Raw genomic sequence first — 19,251 nt, 5'->3', positions numbered from 1 at the left:
AAGCACTGCTTGAAGTTTTTGTGTAGGCGTAGCACGCGCTTCTCTACGAGACGCTCCGCGAACGGCTGCGCTCAGTGACCGCCGTAGGCATCGCACCAAACTATTTTAGAATAGCAATGTCTTCAGTTGGCGCTTCCCAACTTTTATTTAACTCTCTGACCAAATAGTAAAAATATTTATCATCCAGCAATTCAGTAGTTTGCAGACAATTAATTAGCTATTGGCTCAAAAAAATGCCAATTTGGCTGAATATATTATCAATAGAGCGTAATCTATATATATACATCCTCAAAGGTTACAAAATACTACTAATGTTTTGTGACTTACTCAGGATGAATATAGCAGTTAGTAATTAGTGTCAAATATCGGATTTTGCAGTTTCTTAATTATGCACTGTCAATGATTATGAGGTTTGACTACATCAAGAATTAGTAATTTCTGCAAATGCGTGATTAGTAACTTTTGTTTCTTGATGGCTCAATTGTTGCAGTGCCTTTGCTAAATCAGTTGTGAGGTTTTTTGCATCTTGTTTTATACAGCCATTCATGTAATCCGCGACTTTAATTGGGGAGCCAATGTCAATACTCACATCTGTACCCCAATTGGGATAAGGTTGGCTGTAGTTAATTCCAATGGGTATAATTTTCACTCCCAGCCCGGAATGACTAGATTCAGCACTCAAAGCAAGACGAGCAATTCCCGGTTTTAACTGGTGAACTTGGCCATCACGAAAAATGTTGCCTTCTGGAAAGATTACCAGGGTTTTTTGCTGCTGAAGTAGCTCTACTCCATGACGTAGCGTGCGGATTGATGGATGCTTAGAATTTACAGGAAACCCCCCCAAACGTTGGACAAACCAGCCTTGCAAACCTTGGCATTCGTCAACTGTTACCATAAATCGCAAGTCTTGCTTTCTCAGACAAGCGGTAGCGTAGGGTACAAGCAATGCATCCCAACGCGCCCGATGGGTAGGCGCGAGAATCACAGGCCCAGTTGTGGGGATATTTTTTTGTCCGGTTATTCTAATTTGTCCAAAGAATAATGGTAATAGGCAGTGACGCCCTAATAAATATGCCAGAGGACTTAACCAAGGAGAAACCCTTGAGGTAGTACCAGCTACTTGATGATTTGCTGGTGTGTGCTGGCAGGTATCGGATGAAGAGTAAAATTCCATCATGACGGATGCAGCTGATTGACGGGTAAAATTTAACGAAAAGTCTGATTAGTTACACCGTAGATTCTCTTGCGTGACTTGTCTGGTACCAGATGGACAGTTTTAGCTCTGTCCGTTAGTTTACCTGACGCCGCCTAGCAGCAAACCAAGTCTGTAATTGCTGACGACAAGCCGACTCTAGAATGCCTCCGATTACTTGGAGACGGTGATTAGAAGCAGCGCTATCGGGGATGTTAATAACTGTACGAATGGCGCCAGTTTTTGTATCGTCTACTCCATATACCAGTATTCCTAGTCGTGATTGGACGATCGCACCTGCACACATCGGGCAAGGTTCGAGAGTTACATAGAGTGTGCATTCATTAAGATGCCAATTTTGTAAAGTTGTTGCCGCTGTCTTGATAGCGAGAATTTCCGCATGAGCGGTAGGGTCTTTGTCACGCTCTTTTCTGTTTTCTCCTTGTGCTAGCAATTTGCCTGTTGAATCAATGATAACAGCACCTACAGGGACTTCACCCGCATCACCTGCTGTTTTTGCTAATTCTAAGGCATAACTCATCCATCGTTGATGTATAAGATATTCTGTGTATTTAGTTAACATATTCTTATCAATATAAAAACTTCAAAATTCCACACATTTTCTAGGATGAGTAACTCGCCTGTCCGACAAGAAATAAAAAGCATATAGCCCACAGACTAGAAGTCTGGGGCTAAACAAATCAAAATTCTTAAATTTAGCCTTACCAAGCCAGCCATTGGGGGCTAATTTGATTTCTAAATAGCGGCTTGGGCTAAAAGGGGATCGAGTTGACTTTGTGTATCTAACTGATAGAGGTCATCGCAGCCGCCAATGTGCTGGTTATTGATAAAAATTTGTGGTACAGTACGGCGACCGTTGGCGCGTTCTGCCATTTTCGCTCTGGCTGCTTCGTCGCCGTCGATTTTGTATTCAGTGAAATTTACACCTTTCCACCACAGCAGCATTTTGGCTCGAATGCAGTAAGGACAAGTTTGCCAGGTGTAAAGTTCGACGTTGGCTTTGACTCGCTCTGGATGGCGATTTAAAAGGGGATTAAGAAAGTCCAGCATATTTTTTTAAGCAAGGTTTTAACTATGTCTCTAGCCTAGATCGTTAGACATCTTGCAAAAGTAACTTTTGCTTTCCGGTTGGGGAAAGGAAAAAGGGAAAATTCCATACCTTTACCCTTTACCCTTTACCCTTTACCCTACTCCTACAACAAGTCTATTGCTTACCGCATCGGCGCTGGAACCCATTTTTGGAAACCCTCTAAATGATTCCAGTAAGCTAAATATCCAGTCAATGCCCAAATTAGAGCGGCTACTATCAGCACTGCTGTGCCAATTAGCCGCCAAGTTCGGTTGGTTTTCCAGTAGAGAGTTGGTGCTGCAAAAATACCACCTAATCCAGTTAAAATAAAGCCGATTCCCGATAAAAGCGGTTGCTTTGTCAAATTCAAGTTGATGATACGGATACCCACTACGATCGCAACTGCACCAGCAAAGAAGCCGTAAATTGCGATTGTCAATAAATCCCAATTTTGAGCAAGAGAAATTGCAGCTGCAATAAACAAGATTCCAAATAGGATACTCGTCTCACCGAAAGCAATATTGAAGCTACCCATTACTGGCCAGGTGAAGCTCATGTGTAAACCAGTTGTGAGTGCGATCGCACCCGTAATTCCGAAACCGGGAATCCACGGTTTTTGATTAGAACTATCTATACCACGATACACATAGTCAGCCAGTAGAAATAGCCCAGCTACCATATTGATTAACATGAGTGTGATGTAGTCGATAAACACGATTAACCTCTGAATTTGACAAGCTTTTTACTTTGCGTCTCGTTTTTTAGTTTTTAGTGAATTCACCAGCTTTTTTCTTTATTATTTTATACCTAAAGATAAACACTCAATAAAAGCAATGTTTTAGATATACACTGCTACCTATTTGTGCTAGTTCTTAACTTAGTTGCTTTTGAACACGCTTTATACTGGAGTAGTTAGGGGTGAAAAATGAGGATGTGTTAACTGGCACTTTTCTAACGAGTTAGCAGTAAAACTTAACTTTCTTCCACGTGTATCCGCCCTTTGGTAGACTTGAAAACTGAAATGGCCAGATAAAGCAGCGGAAATTCAAGCAGTTGAGAGGGCAGACTCTGTGGAAAATACACTTGGGTTAGAGATTATTGAAGTAGTAGAGCAAGCGGCGATCGCATCCGCAAAGTGGATGGGTAAAGGCGAAAAAAATACTGCTGACCAAGTAGCTGTGGAAGCTATGCGGGAGCGGATGAATAAAATCTATATGCGCGGTCGCATTGTGATTGGAGAAGGCGAACGCGATGACGCGCCGATGTTATACATTGGGGAAGAAGTTGGTATCTGTACCCAACCAAATGCCGAAGCTCTCTGTAACCCTGATGAATTAATCGAAATTGACATCGCCGTTGACCCCTGTGAAGGTACGAACTTGGTAGCTTATGGACAACCTGGTTCGATGGCTGTCTTGGCAATTTCTGAAAAGGGTGGCTTATTTGCTGCTCCTGACTTTTACATGAAAAAGTTAGCAGCACCTCCCGCCGCTAAAGGCAAAGTAGACATCAACAAGTCAGCAACAGAAAACCTCAAGATTCTCGCTGAGTGTCTAGATCGCTCGATTGAAGAACTCGTGATCGTGGTGATGAAGCGCGAACGCCACAACGATTTAATTAAAGAAATCCGTGAGGCTGGAGCGAGAGTCGCCCTAATTTCAGACGGTGACGTAGGTGCAGCTATCAGCTGTGGTTTTGCTGGAACTAATATCCACGCGCTGATGGGTATCGGTGCGGCTCCTGAAGGTGTAATCTCGGCAGCTGCAATGCGTGCTTTGGGTGGACACTTCCAAGGTCAACTGATTTACGATCCTGCAATCGTAAAAACAGGTTTGATTGGAGAAAGCAGAGAAGCCAATATCGAGCGCTTAAAGTCTATGAATATCAATGACCCCGATAAGGTCTATGATGCTCATGAATTGGCATCTGGTCAAACTGTTCTGTTCGCTGCTAGCGGCATTACCAGTGGTAATCTCATGCAAGGTGTACGTTTCTTCAACGGCGGAGCTAGAACTCAAAGCTTGGTAATTTCTAACCAGTCGAAAACTGCTCGATTTGTTGATACAATTCACATGTTTGGTGAAGGCAAGACTCTCCAACTGAACTAATTTTTAGGGAATGGGGAATGGTAAAAGTAGAGGTGAAGCATTAGGAAAGAAATCTTTCTATAAAATGGAAAAATAGTCAACCAAATGCTTCATCGTTACACTAGTTAGTAGTTAGTATTTAGTGATTAGTTATTGTTTATTAGTTGGAAAAATTATCAACCAATAAACAAAAATTCCCCATTCCCTATTCTCACTCAATGCCCTATTTTCAACTACCAACTAGTAACTACGATTTAGCAAATGAATATAGCAGTGGTGGGGTTAAGCCATAAAACAGCCCCAGTAGAAGTCCGGGAAAAACTGAGCATTCCAGAACCACAAATTGAAGGTGCGATCGCTCAACTGGCCAGCTATCCCCATATTGACGAAGTTGCAATTCTTAGTACTTGTAACCGTCTGGAAATTTACATTGTTGCCAGTGAAGCAGACCAAGGTATTCGGGAAGTAACGCAGTTTCTTGCGGAATACAGTAAATTGCCCGTGCTTTCTCTGCGACAACACTTGTTTATGCTGCTACATGATGATGCAGTAATGCACGTGATGCGGGTAGCAGGTGGTTTAGATAGTCTGGTACTCGGAGAAGGTCAAATTCTGGCTCAGGTGAAGACTACTCACAAACTGGGACAGCAATATAGCGGTATAAAAACCATTTTGAATCGATTATTTAAACAAGCGCTGACAGCCGGTAAGCGGGTTCGCACTGAAACGAGTATTGGTACTGGGGCTGTCTCTATCAGTTCGGCAGCTGTAGAGTTAGCACAGATAAAAGTGGCAAATTTGGCAGCTTGCCGAGTGGTAATTCTGGGTGCTGGTAAAATGTCACGGCTGCTGGTGCAACACCTAATTTCTAAAGGTGCTGTGGAAATTAGTATTGTAAATCGCTCTCGCGATCGCGCCCAAGAATTAGCAAAGCTGTTCCCTCAACAACCGATCAAAATTCATCCACTATCGGAAATGATGAGCGTAATTGCCGAAAGTGATTTGGTGTTTACAAGTACTTCAGCAACAGAGCCAATACTCGATCGTGCCAAATTAGAAATGGTTTTAGAAGTTCAGCGCTCTTTAATGTTATTTGATATTTCTGTGCCGCGTAATGTTCATGCGGATGTAAATGAATTGGAAAATGTGCAAGCGTTTAATGTGGATGATTTGAAGGCAGTAGTAGCGCAAAACTACGAAAGCCGTCGGAAGATTGCACAGGAAGCTGAGAAACTTTTAGAAGAAGAAGTGGCAGCCTTTGATATTTGGTGGCGCAGTCTGGAAACTGTGACTACTATTAGCTGTCTGCGAAATAAAGTCGAAACCATCCGCGAACAAGAGTTAGAAAAAGCTTTGTCGAGATTGGGTTCGGAATTCGCTGACAAACATCAAGAAATAATAGAGGCATTAACACGGGGAATTGTCAATAAAATTTTACATGACCCGATGGTGCAATTGCGATCGCAGCAAGATGTTGAAGCTAGACGGCGCTGTATGCAAACTCTGCAAATGCTGTTCAACCTCGATGCAGAAGAACAATTTAGTTAAATTTAACAACAAAATCCCCGGCTTCTGTGAAAAGTTGGGGATATGAGCTTTCAATTAGATATACTTCTAATTAGATAGATGTCTAATTAGAAATTAGTTATGCAACCAGAGCAATTTAACATCTTACTCCGCTTTTTCAAGGCATTAGCGGATGATAGCCGATTGAAGATTGTAGGTATCCTGGCGAATCAGGAGTGCAGCGTTGAAGAATTGGCGGCGCTACTGCAACTGAAGGAACCGACGGTATCCCATCATTTAGCGAAACTTAAAGAGCTAAATTTGGTGACAATGCGTCCTGAAGGTAATAGCCGCCTGTACCAGTTGGATAGTGAGGCTTTGCAAAGCATTAGTAAGGAAATTTTCACACCTGAGAAGATAGCATCCTTGATTGAGGATGTGGATACTGAGGCTTGGGAAAGCAAAGTGTTGAAAAACTATTTCGACGGTGGATACCTTAAGGAAATCCCCGCTAGTCGCAAAAAGCGTCTAGTAATTCTCAAGTGGTTAGCAAACCAGTTTGATATAGGAGTCAACTACCCTGAACGCATGGTAAATGACATTCTTAAACGCTACCATCCCGACTGCGCCACCCTGCGACGGGAGTTCATTGCTTGCAAGTTAATGCAGCGAGAGAATGGAATTTACTGGCGTACAACATAGATATGAGAGATGAGCAAACCGCACAATCATAGGTTGTATTTTTATGCAGTTAGAAACACAAAAATTTTCTTATACACCTGAAGAGTATTTAGAAATTGAAGAAAAAGCAGAATATAAAAGCGAATACCGTGATGGAGAAATTGTACCGATGACGGGTGGCACTACAAATCATAATAAAATTGCAGGCAACTTTTATGCTTATTTGAAGTTTGGTTTGAAAGGCAATAATTATGATGTTTATATTGGTGATGTGCGTTTATGGATACCCCGTTATCGCCAGCATACATATCCTGATGTAATGGTGATTGAGGGACAACCTATTTATACGGGAACCAGCACAACAACGGTTATGAACCCGATGTTAATTGCTGAAGTTTTATCTAAATCGACTAAAAATTATGACCAAGGCGATAAGTTTCTTTATTATCGCTCCATTCCAGAATTCAAGGAATATATTTTAATTGACCAATATCAGTATCACGTGATGCAGTATGTAAAAACTGCGGAAAGCCAATGGTCATTCACTGAACTTGAACATGAATCTGCAATTTTATCACTGCAAACGGTTGATTTTCAAATTGAATTGCGCGACCTTTATGAGCAAATCAATTTTGGAGAAAATAACGAAGATTAAAAAATAAAGCTTTGATTCACCTCGGATGCTGATTCATCCAACAAAATTAACTTGGAATTGTTTAGGGAGTAGCTACCAAAATCCTTCACTAAATTTGTGTTTCTTCCTCGGTAAAGATAGGAGGCCACAATTCAGTAACGGGCAATTCCCAACCGGGGAAAAGTTCTGGTATCGTTAAAGTATCGCCATTTTCTAAAACTGTCGGTTCGCCTGTAGAGCGATAAATTGTAACTGTCTCTTCATCAGGATCGATCAGAATCCCGACGATCGCTCCTAGTTCTATAAATTTTAAAATCTTGGCTACTATAAGTTTAATTTTATCGCTCTGAGATTTAATTTCTACCACCAAGTCAGGGACAAGTTCTCCAAAGTAACGAGGACTTTGGAGAAGTCGGGAAGCGCGAACAAAGGAAACATCGGGTGCTTTGAGGTTTGTATCTGGCATGATGAAACCGCCAGCAGAATCAAATACTCTTCCCCAGCGACGAGGATTTATCCAGGCAAAGAGAAAGGCAATGAGACGACTACTGATTTCGCTGGATACAATATCTGACGGCCCCATTATTGAAATTTTTCCATTTTCGAGTTCCAGCTGGTAATCTAAACCTGCTTCGGTAAAAGCGGTTTGAACTTGCTCTAAATCTCTGATTGTCATTATTGACATAAAAAGCTTTTTTCACTGAGATATACAACTCGATTTTAACAAGAGCCAAATTTCCGAAAACAATTAATCAGATGACAGCAAAACAATATCACCTTCTTTAGCAGCATTCTGAAAAAATTCTACCAATTGTGGATATAGCTCAAACAACGGTTCTATCTCTTCTTCATCCCATCCTCCAGGGCTAGGATTTGGGTATATTTCTGCTGCATTAAACACGGTAGAATTAAATCGACTCTTCAATTCTTCAACAGAAATTTGACTTAAAGCATCGGCAACATCTCGAACCTCTTCAAGTGTGAGATACCGTACAAATCCGTAAGTCGCTTCAAACTGCGTTGGCGTACCTCCCATGACTACATTAGAAAGAGGTGGCAATGTTTGGGTATCACCTTCCAAACTTGACTCTCCAGTGAGAAGAAAATGTAGTGCGTGCCAATCTTCAAGCCTGAAGTAATGTTCATTGCGTCGCCGATCTTGTAGTTGGGCAATCATTGCCTGTGGATTATTAAAATCAAAAACTAAATCATCTAAATCAAGCTTAAAGAAAGATGCTGCCGCTTCAGGATCATTTTGAATTTCTGCAAATTCGTGTGGCGTAATGCGTTTATAGCTAGCTGTAATACCCATAATATTTACTTCAATCTAAACACCATTAATAGTGTTCCCTTTGACTTTGAACAAGTAACAGTATTCATGTACTTTTATTTGTCCAAAGTCCGATCGCTAAATACATTGCATAAACAGAAAGTCAATCACACTTTATTTTCCCAAATACGCTTCTAGAACTTTGGGATTAGTTTGAATTTCTGCGGGTGTACCATCAGCCAAATTTTGCCCTTCGGCAAGTACCCAAACACGATCGCACAAGGACATAACCACATCCATATTGTGTTCGATAATCAAAAAGGTCATGCCGTCTTGACGGTTCCAAGTGATTATGCGATCGCAAATATCATCAATCAGTTTTGGATTCACCCCAGCCGCCGGTTCATCCAACAAAATCAACTTGGGATTAGTCATCAGCGCCCGTCCCATTTCCAACAGCTTGCGTTGTCCACCAGACAAGCCACCAGCGTAATCGTGTGCTTTTTTGGCCAAGCCTACTGATTCTAATAAAAACATTGCCCGCTCTTGCAGTTGCTTTTCTTCCTTAGCGACAATGTGCGGTTGCAACTGCACCTGCCAAAAATTTTCACCCGTTTGTTTTTGCGCCGCCAGCAGCATATTTTCTAACACCGACAACCGCGAAAGAGTGCGTGCAACCTGAAAAGTGCGGATTACCCCCTGCTGGGCGATTTGATATGGTTGCAAATTGTGAATCGGTTCGCCGTCAAAAATCACTCGTCCCTTATCTGGGCGGATGAAGTTTGAGAGTAAGTTAAATAAAGTAGTTTTACCAGCACCATTGGGGCCAATCAAGCCCGTAATGCTGCCTTTAGCAACTTCGATTCTGGCCTCATTAACTGCTTTGACACCACCAAAGTTTTTAGAAAGTCCAGTGGCTGCCAAAAGGGGAAGTGGGGATGAATAGTTATTTACCAAGGGTGAGTTCCTCTTTTTTCCCTAAGATACCTTGAGGACGCCAAATCATCAGTACCATCAAAATTAGTCCGATTACCATGATCCGAAATGCGCCCAAACGTGCTTCATCAAGGGAAACGATTCTGGGTAAGACTTCCCGCGTCAGCGCATCGTAAGCAAAGAAAATTACTGCACCTAAGATTGTGCCGACATTATTCCCAGAACCGCCTAAAATTACCATAATCCAAGTGTCAAAGGTGATCTGCGGTTGAAAATTATCAGGGTAAATGGCGCCCAGTTGCCAAGCGAAGAAAGCACCAGCGATACCTGCGATCGCACCGCCTAACATGAGAGATTGTAATTTATACCAAAAAACATTTTTTCCCAGCGCTTTGGGAATTTCTTCATCTTCGCGGATAGCTTTGAGAATTCTACCCCAAGGCGATCGCACCAAAATTTCTAACCGCCAGTATACAAACGCTAAAACCAAAAGCAACACCAGCATTAAACCTGCTTTTGGGTTGTAGTTATACAATCCGATTACCCCAGAAATATAAATCGCTGCCGCCAAAAGTGCTAACACAATTCCCACACCCAAGCGTGATGCAAATTCTTGCTTGCTAGTCGTCCTTTTGCCCAAATCAGTAGTCCGAGATATTTGAGTGGTGCGAATCCATTGCCACAAAGTAAAGAAAGTTACAGCAGCCAGCAGCGTCAAAAGCCCAATCATTATTAATCTGACAAACAAACTTGGCTCTGTAGATAGGGGTATAGGATAACTTTGCACGCCAAACGCCCCAGAAATCCAGGTGTCACCCACAGGTAAATCCTGATTATTCACCACCAAACGAATTAATTCGCCCGTACCAATGGTGACAATTCCTAGATAATCTTCTCGTAAGCGGAGAGTTACAAAACCAATTATCAAACCCAACAAAGCAGCGACAATTGCCCCAGCCAGTGCTGATACAAGTAAGGGTACGCCCTTTAAGCTTAACAATACCGTTGTATATGCTCCCAGAGTCATGAAAGCAATATGACCAAAGTTAATTAATCCTGTAAAGCCCCACTGTAAATTCAGTCCTAGTGCGAATAGAGCAAAAAGCGCCGTAGAAATTGCTAAGAAAATTAGATAGTCAACCATATTAAATTATTTGGTCATTTGTCATTGGTCATTGGTCATTTTTCATTTTTCATTTTTCATTAATTATCCTCCCCTACTCCCCTGCTCCCCTGCCCCCTCGTCGGGCGAATAAATTTTAGCGTAGCTTGAGCGTAGCTAATTTTATGGGAATACTATTTATTGTTAGTGTTTGGTGGTAGGGAATAATTGACGTATGAATTTGCTGCGACTTAGAATGCATCACTTAATCGAGCAATTAGGCGATGACGATTTACAAGACATTTGGAATGTTCTTGAAGCTTTACATTATGACTTTTATATGCTCAAAGCGATACAAAAAGTCAAGCGATCGCAGCAACCGTGGGATATCTTAACCCATGAAGAAGCGATAAGACTGTTGATGTTTTTCTAATTCAGCAGCGCTTTTGAGCTAGTGCCAGTGGCCCCTCAAGTTTTGGTGAAGGTAACGCCCAGTGAGTCTGGAAATGCGCTATGCCAGGTCTTTTTTGCTAGACCTGAAGAATTTAGAACCTGCTGCCTACGAGCGGGTGCATGATTTTGTTTTTATTGAGTTAGCCCAAAAGTGGCAACTGACTGATTTAAAAGAACTGCGACAGCTTGATAGTGAAGGCATTTTTCACCGCTTCACCCTAGACAATTATCTGATTGGTATAGAAATTAGAGGTGAAATTGTAAAATTTCTGCGTGTCATTCCTATGCCAGATGTTTAAAGTAAAGAGTCAATCAATTTTGGATTTTGGAATTGCGGATTTTGGATTTGTTCCACCCACATTCGCTTTCTTGGCACATTCGCGGTAGCGTCTGCTAAAGAAGTGCGGGGCATCAACCGAAATAATTTTTAATCTAAAATCTAAAATTTAAAATCTAAAATTGGCACGGTCAAGGGAACACTTAAAACTGTAAACTGTATAAGGCTAGGCAGGGATCGCTATAACCTTACATTAAACTGGTTTTTGAAAAACACTTTATTTGAGATTTCCCTATGGATGCTAGGGCACTTTGGCAACGATACCAAAACTGGTTGTATTTCCACGAGGGATTGGGACTGTACTTAGACATAAGTCGGATACGGTTCGATGATGCCTTCGTGGATTCGTTGCGGCCGAAGTTTGACAAGGCGTTTGCGGATATGGCTCAACTAGAGAAGGGTGCGATCGCAAATCCCGACGAGAACCGCATGGTTGGACACTACTGGCTGCGAAATCCTGATTTAGCACCAGCTCCAGAACTTACACAAGAAATAGTTCAAACTCTAGAACAAATCGAAGCTTTTGCAGAAAAAGTCCAAACAGGTGCTATCCATCCTCCCAGAGCAAGCCGATTCACGGATATTATCTCCATTGGCATTGGTGGTTCCGCTCTTGGCCCCCAATTCGTCGCGGAAGCTCTCGCTCCTGATTTCCCGCCCCTGAAAATTCACTTTATCGATAACAACGATCCCGCAGGTATCGATCGCGTTCTCAATCATCTACGGAATAGCCTCGCCAGCACTTTGGTATTGGTGATCTCCAAATCTGGGGGAACACCAGAACCTCGCAACGGCATGATTGAAGTTAAAAAAGCTTACGCCGGTCACAATTTGGAGTTTGCCCAATATGCGGTAGCAATTACCAGCGTTGATAGCAACCTCGATAAACTGGCCAAAGAAGAAGGCTGGCTGGCCAGATTTCCGATGTATGACTGGGTAGGAGGACGCACCTCAGAAATGTCTGCTGTGGGGCTAGTACCAGCGGCATTACAAGGCATTGATGTTCGCGCTATGCTAGATGGCGCCAAAGAGATGGATGACGCTACCCGCGTCCCAGATGTAAAAAATAACCCAGCAGCCTTGCTTGCTTTGTCTTGGTACTTTGCAGGTAACGGAAAAGGCGAAAAAGATATGGTTGTTCTACCTTACAAGGACAGCTTATTTTTATTCAGTCGCTATTTGCAACAGCTGGTGATGGAATCCTTGGGTAAAGAAAAAGACTTAGATGGCAACGTTGTCCATCAAGGTATTGCCGTTTACGGCAACAAAGGCTCAACAGATCAACACGCTTATGTCCAGCAGTTACGCGAGGGTGTAGCGAATTTCTTTGCTACCTTCATCGAAGTGTTGGAAGATCGTCAAGGCCCATCCACTGAAATAGATCCAGGAGTTACATCAGGCGATTATCTTTCCGGTTTTCTCCAAGGAACCCGACAAGCGCTTTATGAAAATCATCGCGATTCGATTACAGTCACAATTCCTCAAGTTAATCCTCGAATTGTAGGGGCATTAATTGCTTTGTATGAGCGTGCTGTTGGTTTATATGGTAGTTTGGTCAACGTCAACGCCTATCATCAACCAGGCGTAGAAGCTGGCAAAAAAGCTGCTGCTTCCATTCTTGATTTACAAACACGAGTGATAGCAGTGCTACAAAAAGAAAAAACTCCCCTTACTCTTGACGAACTAGCCGAGAAAGCAGGCGCATCAGACCAAGTTGAGGCAATTTACAAGATTTTGCGTCACATCCATGCCAATCAGCGGGGTGTAGTTTTACAAGGCAATCTTCAGAAACCCGGTAGTTTGACCGTTTCTGCTAGCTGATAGCTCTAATCTAAATCTTAGATTTTGTCTAGAATTGTTGTCTCAACAACAATTTTTTATTGTGAAGCATCCTAAATAGAAGATATATCTTCTGTCTAGGATGCTTCACCGTATAATTCGTAATTCGTAATTCGTAATTCGTAATTAAGTTTGATCGCTCAATAGCGTTTCATCTAAGTGTTGCTTTCTTCTATTCCTTTGCCTAATTACGAATTATTTTAATTATGAATTGCCATCAGGCGTTGATTAAAGTAACTCTTGGGTAAAAAACAGCGATCGGGTAAAAAAGGATTGTTGAGATTTTGACATAAGAAAGTGCTGGGTTTATCCCGATGACAAAATGGTGGCACAATTCCCCAATGTTCTGCTAGCCAAATCCAGTATCCTGTTTCAATTCTGCCGTAACTTGATACTGTGAGAATTTCTCCAACGCTGTTGTTAATAGATACTAAATCTGATGATGATTTGATGTCAATTAATAGCCAAGCTAACTCATCAGCAGAAAAGTAATAGCCATTTTCGGCAGCAATATCGACGAATTGCTGCGGATCTTTAGCTATTAGTAATTCTTCTTTGAGAGATGGCGTTTTTTGGGCAATATCAAAAAGATCCCAAATCTGTCTTCTCGTAACTAGAAACCAGGCAAGTTCTTCTGCGGTCAAATTATAACCGTTTTCTCTTGCTAACTTGAGAAACGGCTCAAGGCTATCGGTTTCTGCTAGTTGACTTTTCAACTGGAAAGTTTGCTCTACTAGTGACAAGAAATCAATAATCTTTTGCCATGTCACTTTGTCAAAGTCTTTGTTAACTTTTATTTTTTCTTTCCAATAGATGTATTTATCTTCTTTAAGAAAGAAATTCCAAATTTGATAATACATGGGTCATCTTGCCTAAGTTGTAAACTTGGTAGAGGTTTATGATTAATAAACACCAGTGTAGTAAGTATAATGTGTTTCTTCGACAGTACTAAATTCTTATCTTATGTAAATGTAGTTACACAGTGGCTAAGTATGAATTTTATGTAAAGTTTGTCACTATAAATAACATTTACTGAGGAAAAGATGAAAGATTGCGATGCCTTGTGGTGGATTGCAACTAAGATTTTTATTGCTTCTCATAAAATAAAATTAAGTCAATAGATAGTATTAATTATTCATGAAGTAATTAATTGTAAAGCAATCTGTAGTTTAGTTATTTTGAAACAAACTGCGTATTTATACGGAGAAGAAAGCTAAGTATAGCGTATTGTAGAGAAGGCGAGAGGTGAACTGAAATTTTTTTATATCCATCTAAATAGTAAAATTACATAGAAAGTTCCAGCGATCGCCTGTATCTTCCTGTTAACTAAAATTAAAGCAATATTAAAAAATGGGATTAGTGAATTATTAAGCTTGTATCTCAACTTTAAGATAAATGCGATCGCACTTAAGTTATTTTTAAACGAACCGCCAATACGCAGAGAGAAGAAAAGAGATAGATTGTACTCGCCTTTATATTTCCGTAAAATAAAGTTAAGACAGCATTAACAAATAGGGCTAATTACTATGGCTGAATCAACTGCAAAACAACCTGCACGTCGAGGCAGAATCTTTCCAGAACGAATTTTACCACCAGAAGAACTTGCTAGACGCAAAGCTGAAGATGAGGCATTTTATCATCGCTGTCGGGAAATTTTTGAGCGTGTGCGTCCCGATTTGATTAAGGAACATTATGGCTGGTATATTGCAGTAGAGCCAAATAGTGGTGATTACTTAATTGATGTGGATAAAATGCAAGCTCATAAAAAATCTCTTGAAAAATACTCAAATAGTAGACATTGTGTATTCTGTTTAAATGAAACGGGAACAACTGGCACAATATGATTCAGGGGGACTTTGGAGATAATGGGCAACTATTTTTTGAAATTGATTTGATTACATCTGATGGATTAGATTTGTCTGTAGATGCTATGTTGGATACTGGTTTTACAGGGTTTCTCGCTATTAATAAACAAGATTTAGAGGGTCTAGACTGGTTTTATATTGGTGAGGAATCTCTACAAACTGCTAAAGGAGAATCAAGATTTGATATTTATTTAGGCAAGGTGATATTAAACGAACAAGAGTATGAAATTAACGTTTATGTGGGCAATGAAATGACGGAAGTATTGTTAGGCTCAGAATGGCTAAAAATTCTGCCGTTGGTGGTAAATTATCAGGCTGGTATATTAACTTTAGGATAACTGCGATGCCTACGAATGACTGCGCTTATGCACTTCAACTATTTTTAAACGAACCGCAAAGTACGCCAAGCGCGCGAAGGTAAGAAAATAAATATATTTTACTATATTTAGTTAATAGGTAAATTGCGGAGAAAGTCAAAGCGATCGCTCTTCCAATCACTACCTTTAATTCGTCCTAAATAGCCTGTTAAAGGTGAGGAAAGTTCTATCAGTAAATCGTGAACTACTTCATCATTTAGCTTGGGGTTATGAGTAGAATTGGCATTATAATGAACACGAATTTCTATAACTGTAAAACTCTGGTGTGTAGCTTTTGAAGTTTCGTTGTCTTGTTCAGAGAGTTCTTTGACTGCTGTAATCATTTGCGATCGCAATTTAATCTCTTTCTCAGCTTTATCAATATATTCATCAATTTTATAGTCAATTTGCCCAGGTTCTAGATATTGCTGTAATTCGACTAAGTTAATAGCGCCTGGATGTTTTGCCTTTAATTCAACTAGCTTTTGTAGAGTCATTACATTTATAATACTGATTTTAGATATCTGAGCAGATTCTTTCAGATTTTTAGTTGGTTGCCCTGGGCCAATAATCAACCGCAAAGCTTGAAGATAATTTTCTTTAAGATGCCTTTTACCAATCCTATCTAATTCTTCTACTGCACGATCAGGAATGCTTTTACCTGCTTTACATTCGCAAACAAGAGGATAAGGTTGTGAGCAAAATAAGTCTAAGCCACCTGCACCGCCTTTGTAGTTTTCTTCAACTTTGAATCCTAAAAAATCAAGGCTACGGTGTGCAATGATTTCAAAATCTGTACCAGCTTGATAGTTGCTTTTACCCTCATCTTTTTCTATGCTGCGATCGCCCAATTTTGCAATATCATTTATCCAAGCTAAATTCGGATCGGCTTGCTTAATTAGCTTGTCACTATTCCAACCTAAAAATACTTTGATATCATCGTCTAATTGTTTCGCGGCTGGTTGGCTAATGGTTAGGGATGCGATCGCACTCTGCAATTCTTCTAATTCAGGGTGTAGTGGTGGTTGTCGATTTTCTAGTTGATGCTTGCGTTGGGCGAAGGTGCGATCGTTTAATACTGGCTTTGCTTCATAAATAGTTGAAGGCTCCTTTAAGTAAATAAACTGACTATTTGCCTTGATAGAGAGTGTGATTAGTTTGGGCAACTGATAAACGCGCAAGTATAACAAAAAAATATTATGTCGTTGCCTTAGTATTTCTTGTAACGCTTCTGTAGTCCAAATTGTTAGGGGTGATAAAGCAGACAATGATTCAGTACTATGAAGAGGTTCACACTTTTCACAAGTTACCCAGGCATTCAATGATATAGTTTCAGCACTTACTTGTGCAAGAGCAATTTCGGCGGTAGCCAAAAAATTTGAGTGATAGTATTGCTCAATTGGCAGCACATTAATTGAAGCATCCGTTGGACAAAGGGCAAATTGACGCTCTGGAACGATATAATTTTTGGACATCGCCACAATTGATCGTCCTTGGATTAATGCCTCAATATCTGGTGCAGGCAAGCAAATAGCAGTATTAATTACAACAAAATTATTCATTATTGCTGAAAAATCCAAATATTATGGCTAAACAAACCAATTCAATATGTGCGGGCTTTGTTTGTTTAGCCCGAAGCTTCTAGCTTGATGAAAATTTGTTACAACAATATGTATACACCCATTTTAATTATCTTCATCAATAGCATCTTTAGGAATTTCACCAGATGGATCGCTAAGAATTTCATGGATGAGATTATTGTCGAGTACTATCCTATTTTGTATGATAAAATCAATGATTTCTGCTTCAGTTAATTCATAATCATTTTGTGCTTTTATCACAGAACTAATTGCTAAAATTGGCTTAATTTCTTCAGCTTTTAATAATACCCATTCTCCACCTAAATGAGATGATAAAAGTATATCTAAATACTGTTTTGCTTTAGTGCCACTACTAATCTTTTTAGAACGAATTAAGCAGCCACGAGTTAAATCAAACTCTTTATATTCGATTAAGCGTTTCAATCCAGCCTGTAGGAACCTACCACTAACCCCTTGAAGAATAGCTACTCCAATTTTTACAATATTTCCGTTTTCCTGACCAACAATTTTAAAATTGATATATCCTTGATCTACACTACGAGCTTTAATATCTGCGATTTCTGTAATTTTGACTTTTTCTAAAACTTGTCCAACTAAGGTAGAAAAGCTGAATCGCAGAGCATTAGCAACTTTAGTTTTATCCTCAATGCCATCTTGTATCTTACTTTCAATGGCTGCCAGTTCTTTCTTGTAAGCAGATTCTACGGGGTGTGATGGTGGTGTGAATTCAGTAGGTTCACTCCAGTTTTCCTTACACCATTGCAACACTTTTCTTACCATTGGTCTTTCTTTTCCCAGTTCTTTCAGCTTATCTTCGTCAAAAGGATAAACTGAATTAGGAGATGTTACTCCCTGTTGGTTATAAAAGTCTCTCAACCACTGGGAAACTAAGGTGATAACATCTTCCGATTTGAGATAAGTTAACTCAATACTCTTTTGAGCAATCCGATCTGTAACTGATTCAGCCTCTTTTAAGGCTCTTATTTGATCGGTCCAAGTCTGAGGAAACATAGCCGTTATAAAAACACCCCGTTTAATCTTGTCGTATAAGTCTTTGGCTAAAATAGCAGTAACTTGTGATGCCGTGTATCCTGCATCATTACACATTAGGATACTTTCTAATTCGTCAAAACAAATTACTATTGGTTTGTAATCACTAATTAAGTCCAGAATTTGGCGAACTGTGCTGAAGGCTTGGGCTTCTCTATCCTGGGGGCTGGTGTTTGCTAGACCTAATGCATCAGCTCTTGACTGTGGTAATTCTTGACCAGCAAGCCAGTTTATAGCGTAACGCTCTTCAGATGGATTAGAAGAGAGTGTCCATAAAATTGCAGCGATAATATCAGGGTTTTCAATGTCATGCTTAATTCCCAGTACTCTATCTGTCCAATGCTCAACTACCTTAGAATTTACTTTTAAGACTTCGGAAAAATGACGAACCATCTCATCAGGTGTAAAAGCTTTGTTGTAAGCTTCATTGAAAATAGCAGTTGCTAATTCCCTCCACTGGCTCATCCCCTGGCTACCGATGTGTTTGAGGCTATTTGCTAAATTCCGTAAAAATTCAGCTTTAATTCGATTTAAATCGTTAATCTCGCTCGTATAGACAAATAAAGCACTACCATCAGTCTGAAGTCGGCGGCGAATTCGACTGATAAGATGGCTTTTGCCTAGTCCTTTTTCAGCCTTGATAGTAATGCCTATGACAGATTGTTGTTTGGTGCGAACTCTCTCAATGGCATCAAAAACAGCACCTGAGGCATGGGCATTTAAGGAGGGAACGTCAGGAAAACCTGTTACCCAAATATCTTGACTTCTAACTACTAAAGGTCTGTCGAATGGGTTGTGACTTTTGATGGCATTAATTAGGCCGTTGTCGTTAGACATGGATCTAGGGTGAGGTTAATTTTGGATGGTAGATGTTAGATTGCTCAGTATTTGTAAGCTGCACGACATCTAATTGGGGTTTAACTATGTGCAAGGAGTAACCTAAGAATAGGTTTATGAGTTTAAACGCTTTGCATAGCAGCGTAATCCGCTTACTGGGGTAGTTATGGAGTCTTCCAATTTGTCTGGATCGCTGTCTGATAAGCTACCACCTTGGAGTTGCAAAATGTCTTTCTCTTGCATTTCCAGTAGCCACCCGTTGAAATTTTCACGACTTACTCGATCCCCTATTTCTCTCCTGAGCCGATAAATTGGCACAAGATCGTCTAAGTTGTAGTTTTGGTTCAACTTGTCGTAGACTTCTAGGGCGTGTCATCAATTAGGTAAACTGGAATCAGAACTGCTGAAAAAGAAT

General features: G+C 40.4%; 20 protein-coding genes and 1 pseudogene. 9 read left to right on the top strand and 12 right to left on the bottom strand.

Annotated elements, in window-relative coordinates:
• Nucleotides 1-421: 421 nt before the first annotated feature.
• The 4 genes from RM368_RS19340 to RM368_RS19325 all read right to left on the bottom strand — a co-directional run bounded on the left by RM368_RS19340 (nucleotide 422) and on the right by RM368_RS19325 (nucleotide 2,997).
• The gene (locus tag RM368_RS19340; RefSeq protein WP_322695558.1) at nucleotides 422-1,177 is read right to left on the bottom strand and encodes a 1-acyl-sn-glycerol-3-phosphate acyltransferase; all 756 of its coding nucleotides are present in this window, start codon (nucleotides 1,175-1,177) and stop codon (nucleotides 422-424) included.
• Nucleotides 1,178-1,289: 112 nt separating this feature from the next.
• Nucleotides 1,290-1,775: a tRNA adenosine(34) deaminase TadA gene (tadA, locus tag RM368_RS19335; protein ID WP_322695557.1), complete on the bottom strand. Its 486-nt coding sequence runs from the start codon at nucleotides 1,773-1,775 to the stop codon at nucleotides 1,290-1,292.
• A gap of 173 nt (nucleotides 1,776-1,948) precedes the next feature.
• The gene (gene grxC, locus RM368_RS19330; protein ID WP_069070140.1) at nucleotides 1,949-2,263 is read right to left on the bottom strand and encodes a glutaredoxin 3; all 315 of its coding nucleotides are present in this window, start codon (nucleotides 2,261-2,263) and stop codon (nucleotides 1,949-1,951) included.
• 161 nt (nucleotides 2,264-2,424) lie between these two features.
• Nucleotides 2,425-2,997, bottom strand: a complete 573-nt coding sequence (locus RM368_RS19325; RefSeq protein ID WP_322695556.1) for a DUF981 domain-containing protein — start codon at nucleotides 2,995-2,997, stop codon at nucleotides 2,425-2,427.
• Between the two features lie 355 nt (nucleotides 2,998-3,352).
• Between RM368_RS19325 and glpX the strand changes: the two genes are divergently transcribed.
• The 4 genes from glpX to RM368_RS19305 all read left to right on the top strand — a co-directional run bounded on the left by glpX (nucleotide 3,353) and on the right by RM368_RS19305 (nucleotide 7,211).
• On the top strand, nucleotides 3,353-4,390 hold the full coding sequence (glpX, locus tag RM368_RS19320; protein WP_322681124.1) for a class II fructose-bisphosphatase: 1,038 nt from the start codon (nucleotides 3,353-3,355) through the stop codon (nucleotides 4,388-4,390).
• A gap of 240 nt (nucleotides 4,391-4,630) precedes the next feature.
• Nucleotides 4,631-5,917: a glutamyl-tRNA reductase gene (locus RM368_RS19315; RefSeq protein WP_322695555.1), complete on the top strand. Its 1,287-nt coding sequence runs from the start codon at nucleotides 4,631-4,633 to the stop codon at nucleotides 5,915-5,917.
• A gap of 99 nt (nucleotides 5,918-6,016) precedes the next feature.
• Nucleotides 6,017-6,577, top strand: coding sequence for a metalloregulator ArsR/SmtB family transcription factor (locus RM368_RS19310; protein WP_322674986.1), 561 nt, complete (start codon nucleotides 6,017-6,019; stop codon nucleotides 6,575-6,577).
• A gap of 43 nt (nucleotides 6,578-6,620) precedes the next feature.
• Complete coding sequence (locus tag RM368_RS19305; RefSeq protein WP_322695554.1) at nucleotides 6,621-7,211, top strand: Uma2 family endonuclease; 591 nt, start codon at nucleotides 6,621-6,623, stop codon at nucleotides 7,209-7,211.
• 88 nt (nucleotides 7,212-7,299) lie between these two features.
• Here the strand turns inward: RM368_RS19305 and RM368_RS19300 are convergent, their stop codons facing one another.
• The 4 genes from RM368_RS19300 to RM368_RS19285 form a co-directional block, all read right to left on the bottom strand.
• A complete protein-coding gene (locus tag RM368_RS19300) occupies nucleotides 7,300-7,875 on the bottom strand; it encodes a Uma2 family endonuclease (RefSeq protein ID WP_322695553.1) in 576 nt (191 codons plus the stop codon).
• A gap of 63 nt (nucleotides 7,876-7,938) precedes the next feature.
• Nucleotides 7,939-8,502 carry a YfbM family protein gene (locus tag RM368_RS19295; protein ID WP_322695552.1) on the bottom strand — a complete coding sequence of 188 codons (564 nt, stop codon included), beginning with the start codon at nucleotides 8,500-8,502 and terminating at the stop codon, nucleotides 7,939-7,941.
• 132 nt (nucleotides 8,503-8,634) lie between these two features.
• Nucleotides 8,635-9,417 (bottom strand): ABC transporter ATP-binding protein, encoded by a 783-nt coding sequence (locus RM368_RS19290; protein ID WP_322695551.1) that lies wholly within the window; start codon nucleotides 9,415-9,417, stop codon nucleotides 8,635-8,637.
• Nucleotides 9,407-10,540, bottom strand: a complete 1,134-nt coding sequence (locus tag RM368_RS19285; protein ID WP_322695550.1) for a branched-chain amino acid ABC transporter permease — start codon at nucleotides 10,538-10,540, stop codon at nucleotides 9,407-9,409. The genes RM368_RS19290 and RM368_RS19285 overlap by 11 nt, the downstream gene beginning before the upstream one ends.
• Before the next feature lie 193 nt (nucleotides 10,541-10,733).
• Here RM368_RS19285 and RM368_RS19280 point away from each other — a divergent pair, with 193 nt between their 5' ends.
• The 3 genes from RM368_RS19280 (at nucleotide 10,734) to RM368_RS19270 (ending at nucleotide 13,109) form a co-directional block, all read left to right on the top strand.
• Complete coding sequence (locus RM368_RS19280; protein ID WP_322640603.1) at nucleotides 10,734-10,931, top strand: hypothetical protein; 198 nt, start codon at nucleotides 10,734-10,736, stop codon at nucleotides 10,929-10,931.
• Between the two features lie 61 nt (nucleotides 10,932-10,992).
• Entirely contained in the window at nucleotides 10,993-11,250 is a 258-nt protein-coding gene (locus RM368_RS19275) for a cytotoxic translational repressor of toxin-antitoxin stability system (RefSeq protein WP_099102182.1), read from the top strand.
• Between the two features lie 272 nt (nucleotides 11,251-11,522).
• On the top strand, nucleotides 11,523-13,109 hold the full coding sequence (locus tag RM368_RS19270; protein WP_322695549.1) for a glucose-6-phosphate isomerase: 1,587 nt from the start codon (nucleotides 11,523-11,525) through the stop codon (nucleotides 13,107-13,109).
• 218 nt (nucleotides 13,110-13,327) lie between these two features.
• Here the strand turns inward: RM368_RS19270 and RM368_RS19265 are convergent, their stop codons facing one another.
• Nucleotides 13,328-13,987, bottom strand: a complete 660-nt coding sequence (locus tag RM368_RS19265) for a Nif11-like leader peptide family natural product precursor (protein WP_322695548.1) — start codon at nucleotides 13,985-13,987, stop codon at nucleotides 13,328-13,330.
• Nucleotides 13,988-14,653: 666 nt separating this feature from the next.
• On the opposite strand from RM368_RS19265, the gene RM368_RS19260 reads away from it, so the two are divergent.
• Together RM368_RS19260 and RM368_RS19255 are read left to right on the top strand one after the other, a co-directional pair.
• Nucleotides 14,654-14,971, top strand: coding sequence for a hypothetical protein (locus RM368_RS19260; protein WP_322674981.1), 318 nt, complete (start codon nucleotides 14,654-14,656; stop codon nucleotides 14,969-14,971).
• The gene (locus RM368_RS19255) at nucleotides 14,968-15,330 is read left to right on the top strand and encodes an aspartyl protease (protein ID WP_322695547.1); all 363 of its coding nucleotides are present in this window, start codon (nucleotides 14,968-14,970) and stop codon (nucleotides 15,328-15,330) included. Before RM368_RS19260 ends, RM368_RS19255 begins: the two co-directional genes overlap by 4 nt.
• Nucleotides 15,331-15,437: 107 nt before the next feature.
• Here RM368_RS19255 and RM368_RS19250 read toward each other — a convergent pair whose 3' ends face one another.
• The 3 genes and pseudogenes from RM368_RS19250 to RM368_RS19240 all read right to left on the bottom strand — a co-directional run.
• Nucleotides 15,438-16,910 (bottom strand): DUF1802 family protein, encoded by a 1,473-nt coding sequence (locus tag RM368_RS19250; protein WP_322695546.1) that lies wholly within the window; start codon nucleotides 16,908-16,910, stop codon nucleotides 15,438-15,440.
• A gap of 123 nt (nucleotides 16,911-17,033) precedes the next feature.
• Nucleotides 17,034-18,836, bottom strand: a complete 1,803-nt coding sequence (locus RM368_RS19245; RefSeq protein WP_322695545.1) for a P-loop NTPase fold protein — start codon at nucleotides 18,834-18,836, stop codon at nucleotides 17,034-17,036.
• A gap of 114 nt (nucleotides 18,837-18,950) precedes the next feature.
• A pseudogene (locus RM368_RS19240) lies at nucleotides 18,951-19,202 on the bottom strand (hypothetical protein); the annotation flags it as partial.
• Between the last annotated feature and the right edge of the window lie 49 nt (nucleotides 19,203-19,251).

It is taken from the genome of Nostoc sp. DedSLP03 (assembly GCF_034530815.1).
Taxonomy (GTDB): Bacteria; Cyanobacteriota; Cyanobacteriia; order Cyanobacteriales; family Nostocaceae; genus Nostoc.
Note: the sequence above shows the minus strand (reverse complement) of the source record. Positions and strands in the feature narration are given on the sequence as shown.

Bases quoted from the DNA above. Each gene is read 5' to 3' on its own strand.
- RM368_RS19270 (WP_322695549.1), top strand. From the start codon at position 11,523: ATGGATGCTAGGGCACTTTGGCAACGATACCAAAACTGGTTGTATTTC.
- RM368_RS19245 (WP_322695545.1), bottom strand. From the start codon at position 18,836: ATGTCTAACGACAACGGCCTAATTAATGCCATCAAAAGTCACAACCCA.
- RM368_RS19300 (WP_322695553.1), bottom strand. From the start codon at position 7,875: ATGTCAATAATGACAATCAGAGATTTAGAGCAAGTTCAAACCGCTTTT.
- RM368_RS19265 (WP_322695548.1), bottom strand. From the start codon at position 13,987: ATGTATTATCAAATTTGGAATTTCTTTCTTAAAGAAGATAAATACATC.
- RM368_RS19315 (WP_322695555.1), top strand. From the start codon at position 4,631: ATGAATATAGCAGTGGTGGGGTTAAGCCATAAAACAGCCCCAGTAGAA.
- RM368_RS19340 (WP_322695558.1), bottom strand. From the start codon at position 1,177: ATGATGGAATTTTACTCTTCATCCGATACCTGCCAGCACACACCAGCA.
- RM368_RS19250 (WP_322695546.1), bottom strand. From the start codon at position 16,910: ATGAATAATTTTGTTGTAATTAATACTGCTATTTGCTTGCCTGCACCA.
- RM368_RS19295 (WP_322695552.1), bottom strand. From the start codon at position 8,502: ATGGGTATTACAGCTAGCTATAAACGCATTACGCCACACGAATTTGCA.
- RM368_RS19260 (WP_322674981.1), top strand. From the start codon at position 14,654: ATGGCTGAATCAACTGCAAAACAACCTGCACGTCGAGGCAGAATCTTT.
- RM368_RS19310 (WP_322674986.1), top strand. From the start codon at position 6,017: ATGCAACCAGAGCAATTTAACATCTTACTCCGCTTTTTCAAGGCATTA.
- RM368_RS19255 (WP_322695547.1), top strand. From the start codon at position 14,968: ATGATTCAGGGGGACTTTGGAGATAATGGGCAACTATTTTTTGAAATT.
- tadA (WP_322695557.1), bottom strand. From the start codon at position 1,775: ATGTTAACTAAATACACAGAATATCTTATACATCAACGATGGATGAGT.
- RM368_RS19280 (WP_322640603.1), top strand. From the start codon at position 10,734: ATGAATTTGCTGCGACTTAGAATGCATCACTTAATCGAGCAATTAGGC.
- RM368_RS19305 (WP_322695554.1), top strand. From the start codon at position 6,621: ATGCAGTTAGAAACACAAAAATTTTCTTATACACCTGAAGAGTATTTA.
- grxC (WP_069070140.1), bottom strand. From the start codon at position 2,263: ATGCTGGACTTTCTTAATCCCCTTTTAAATCGCCATCCAGAGCGAGTC.
- RM368_RS19285 (WP_322695550.1), bottom strand. From the start codon at position 10,540: ATGGTTGACTATCTAATTTTCTTAGCAATTTCTACGGCGCTTTTTGCT.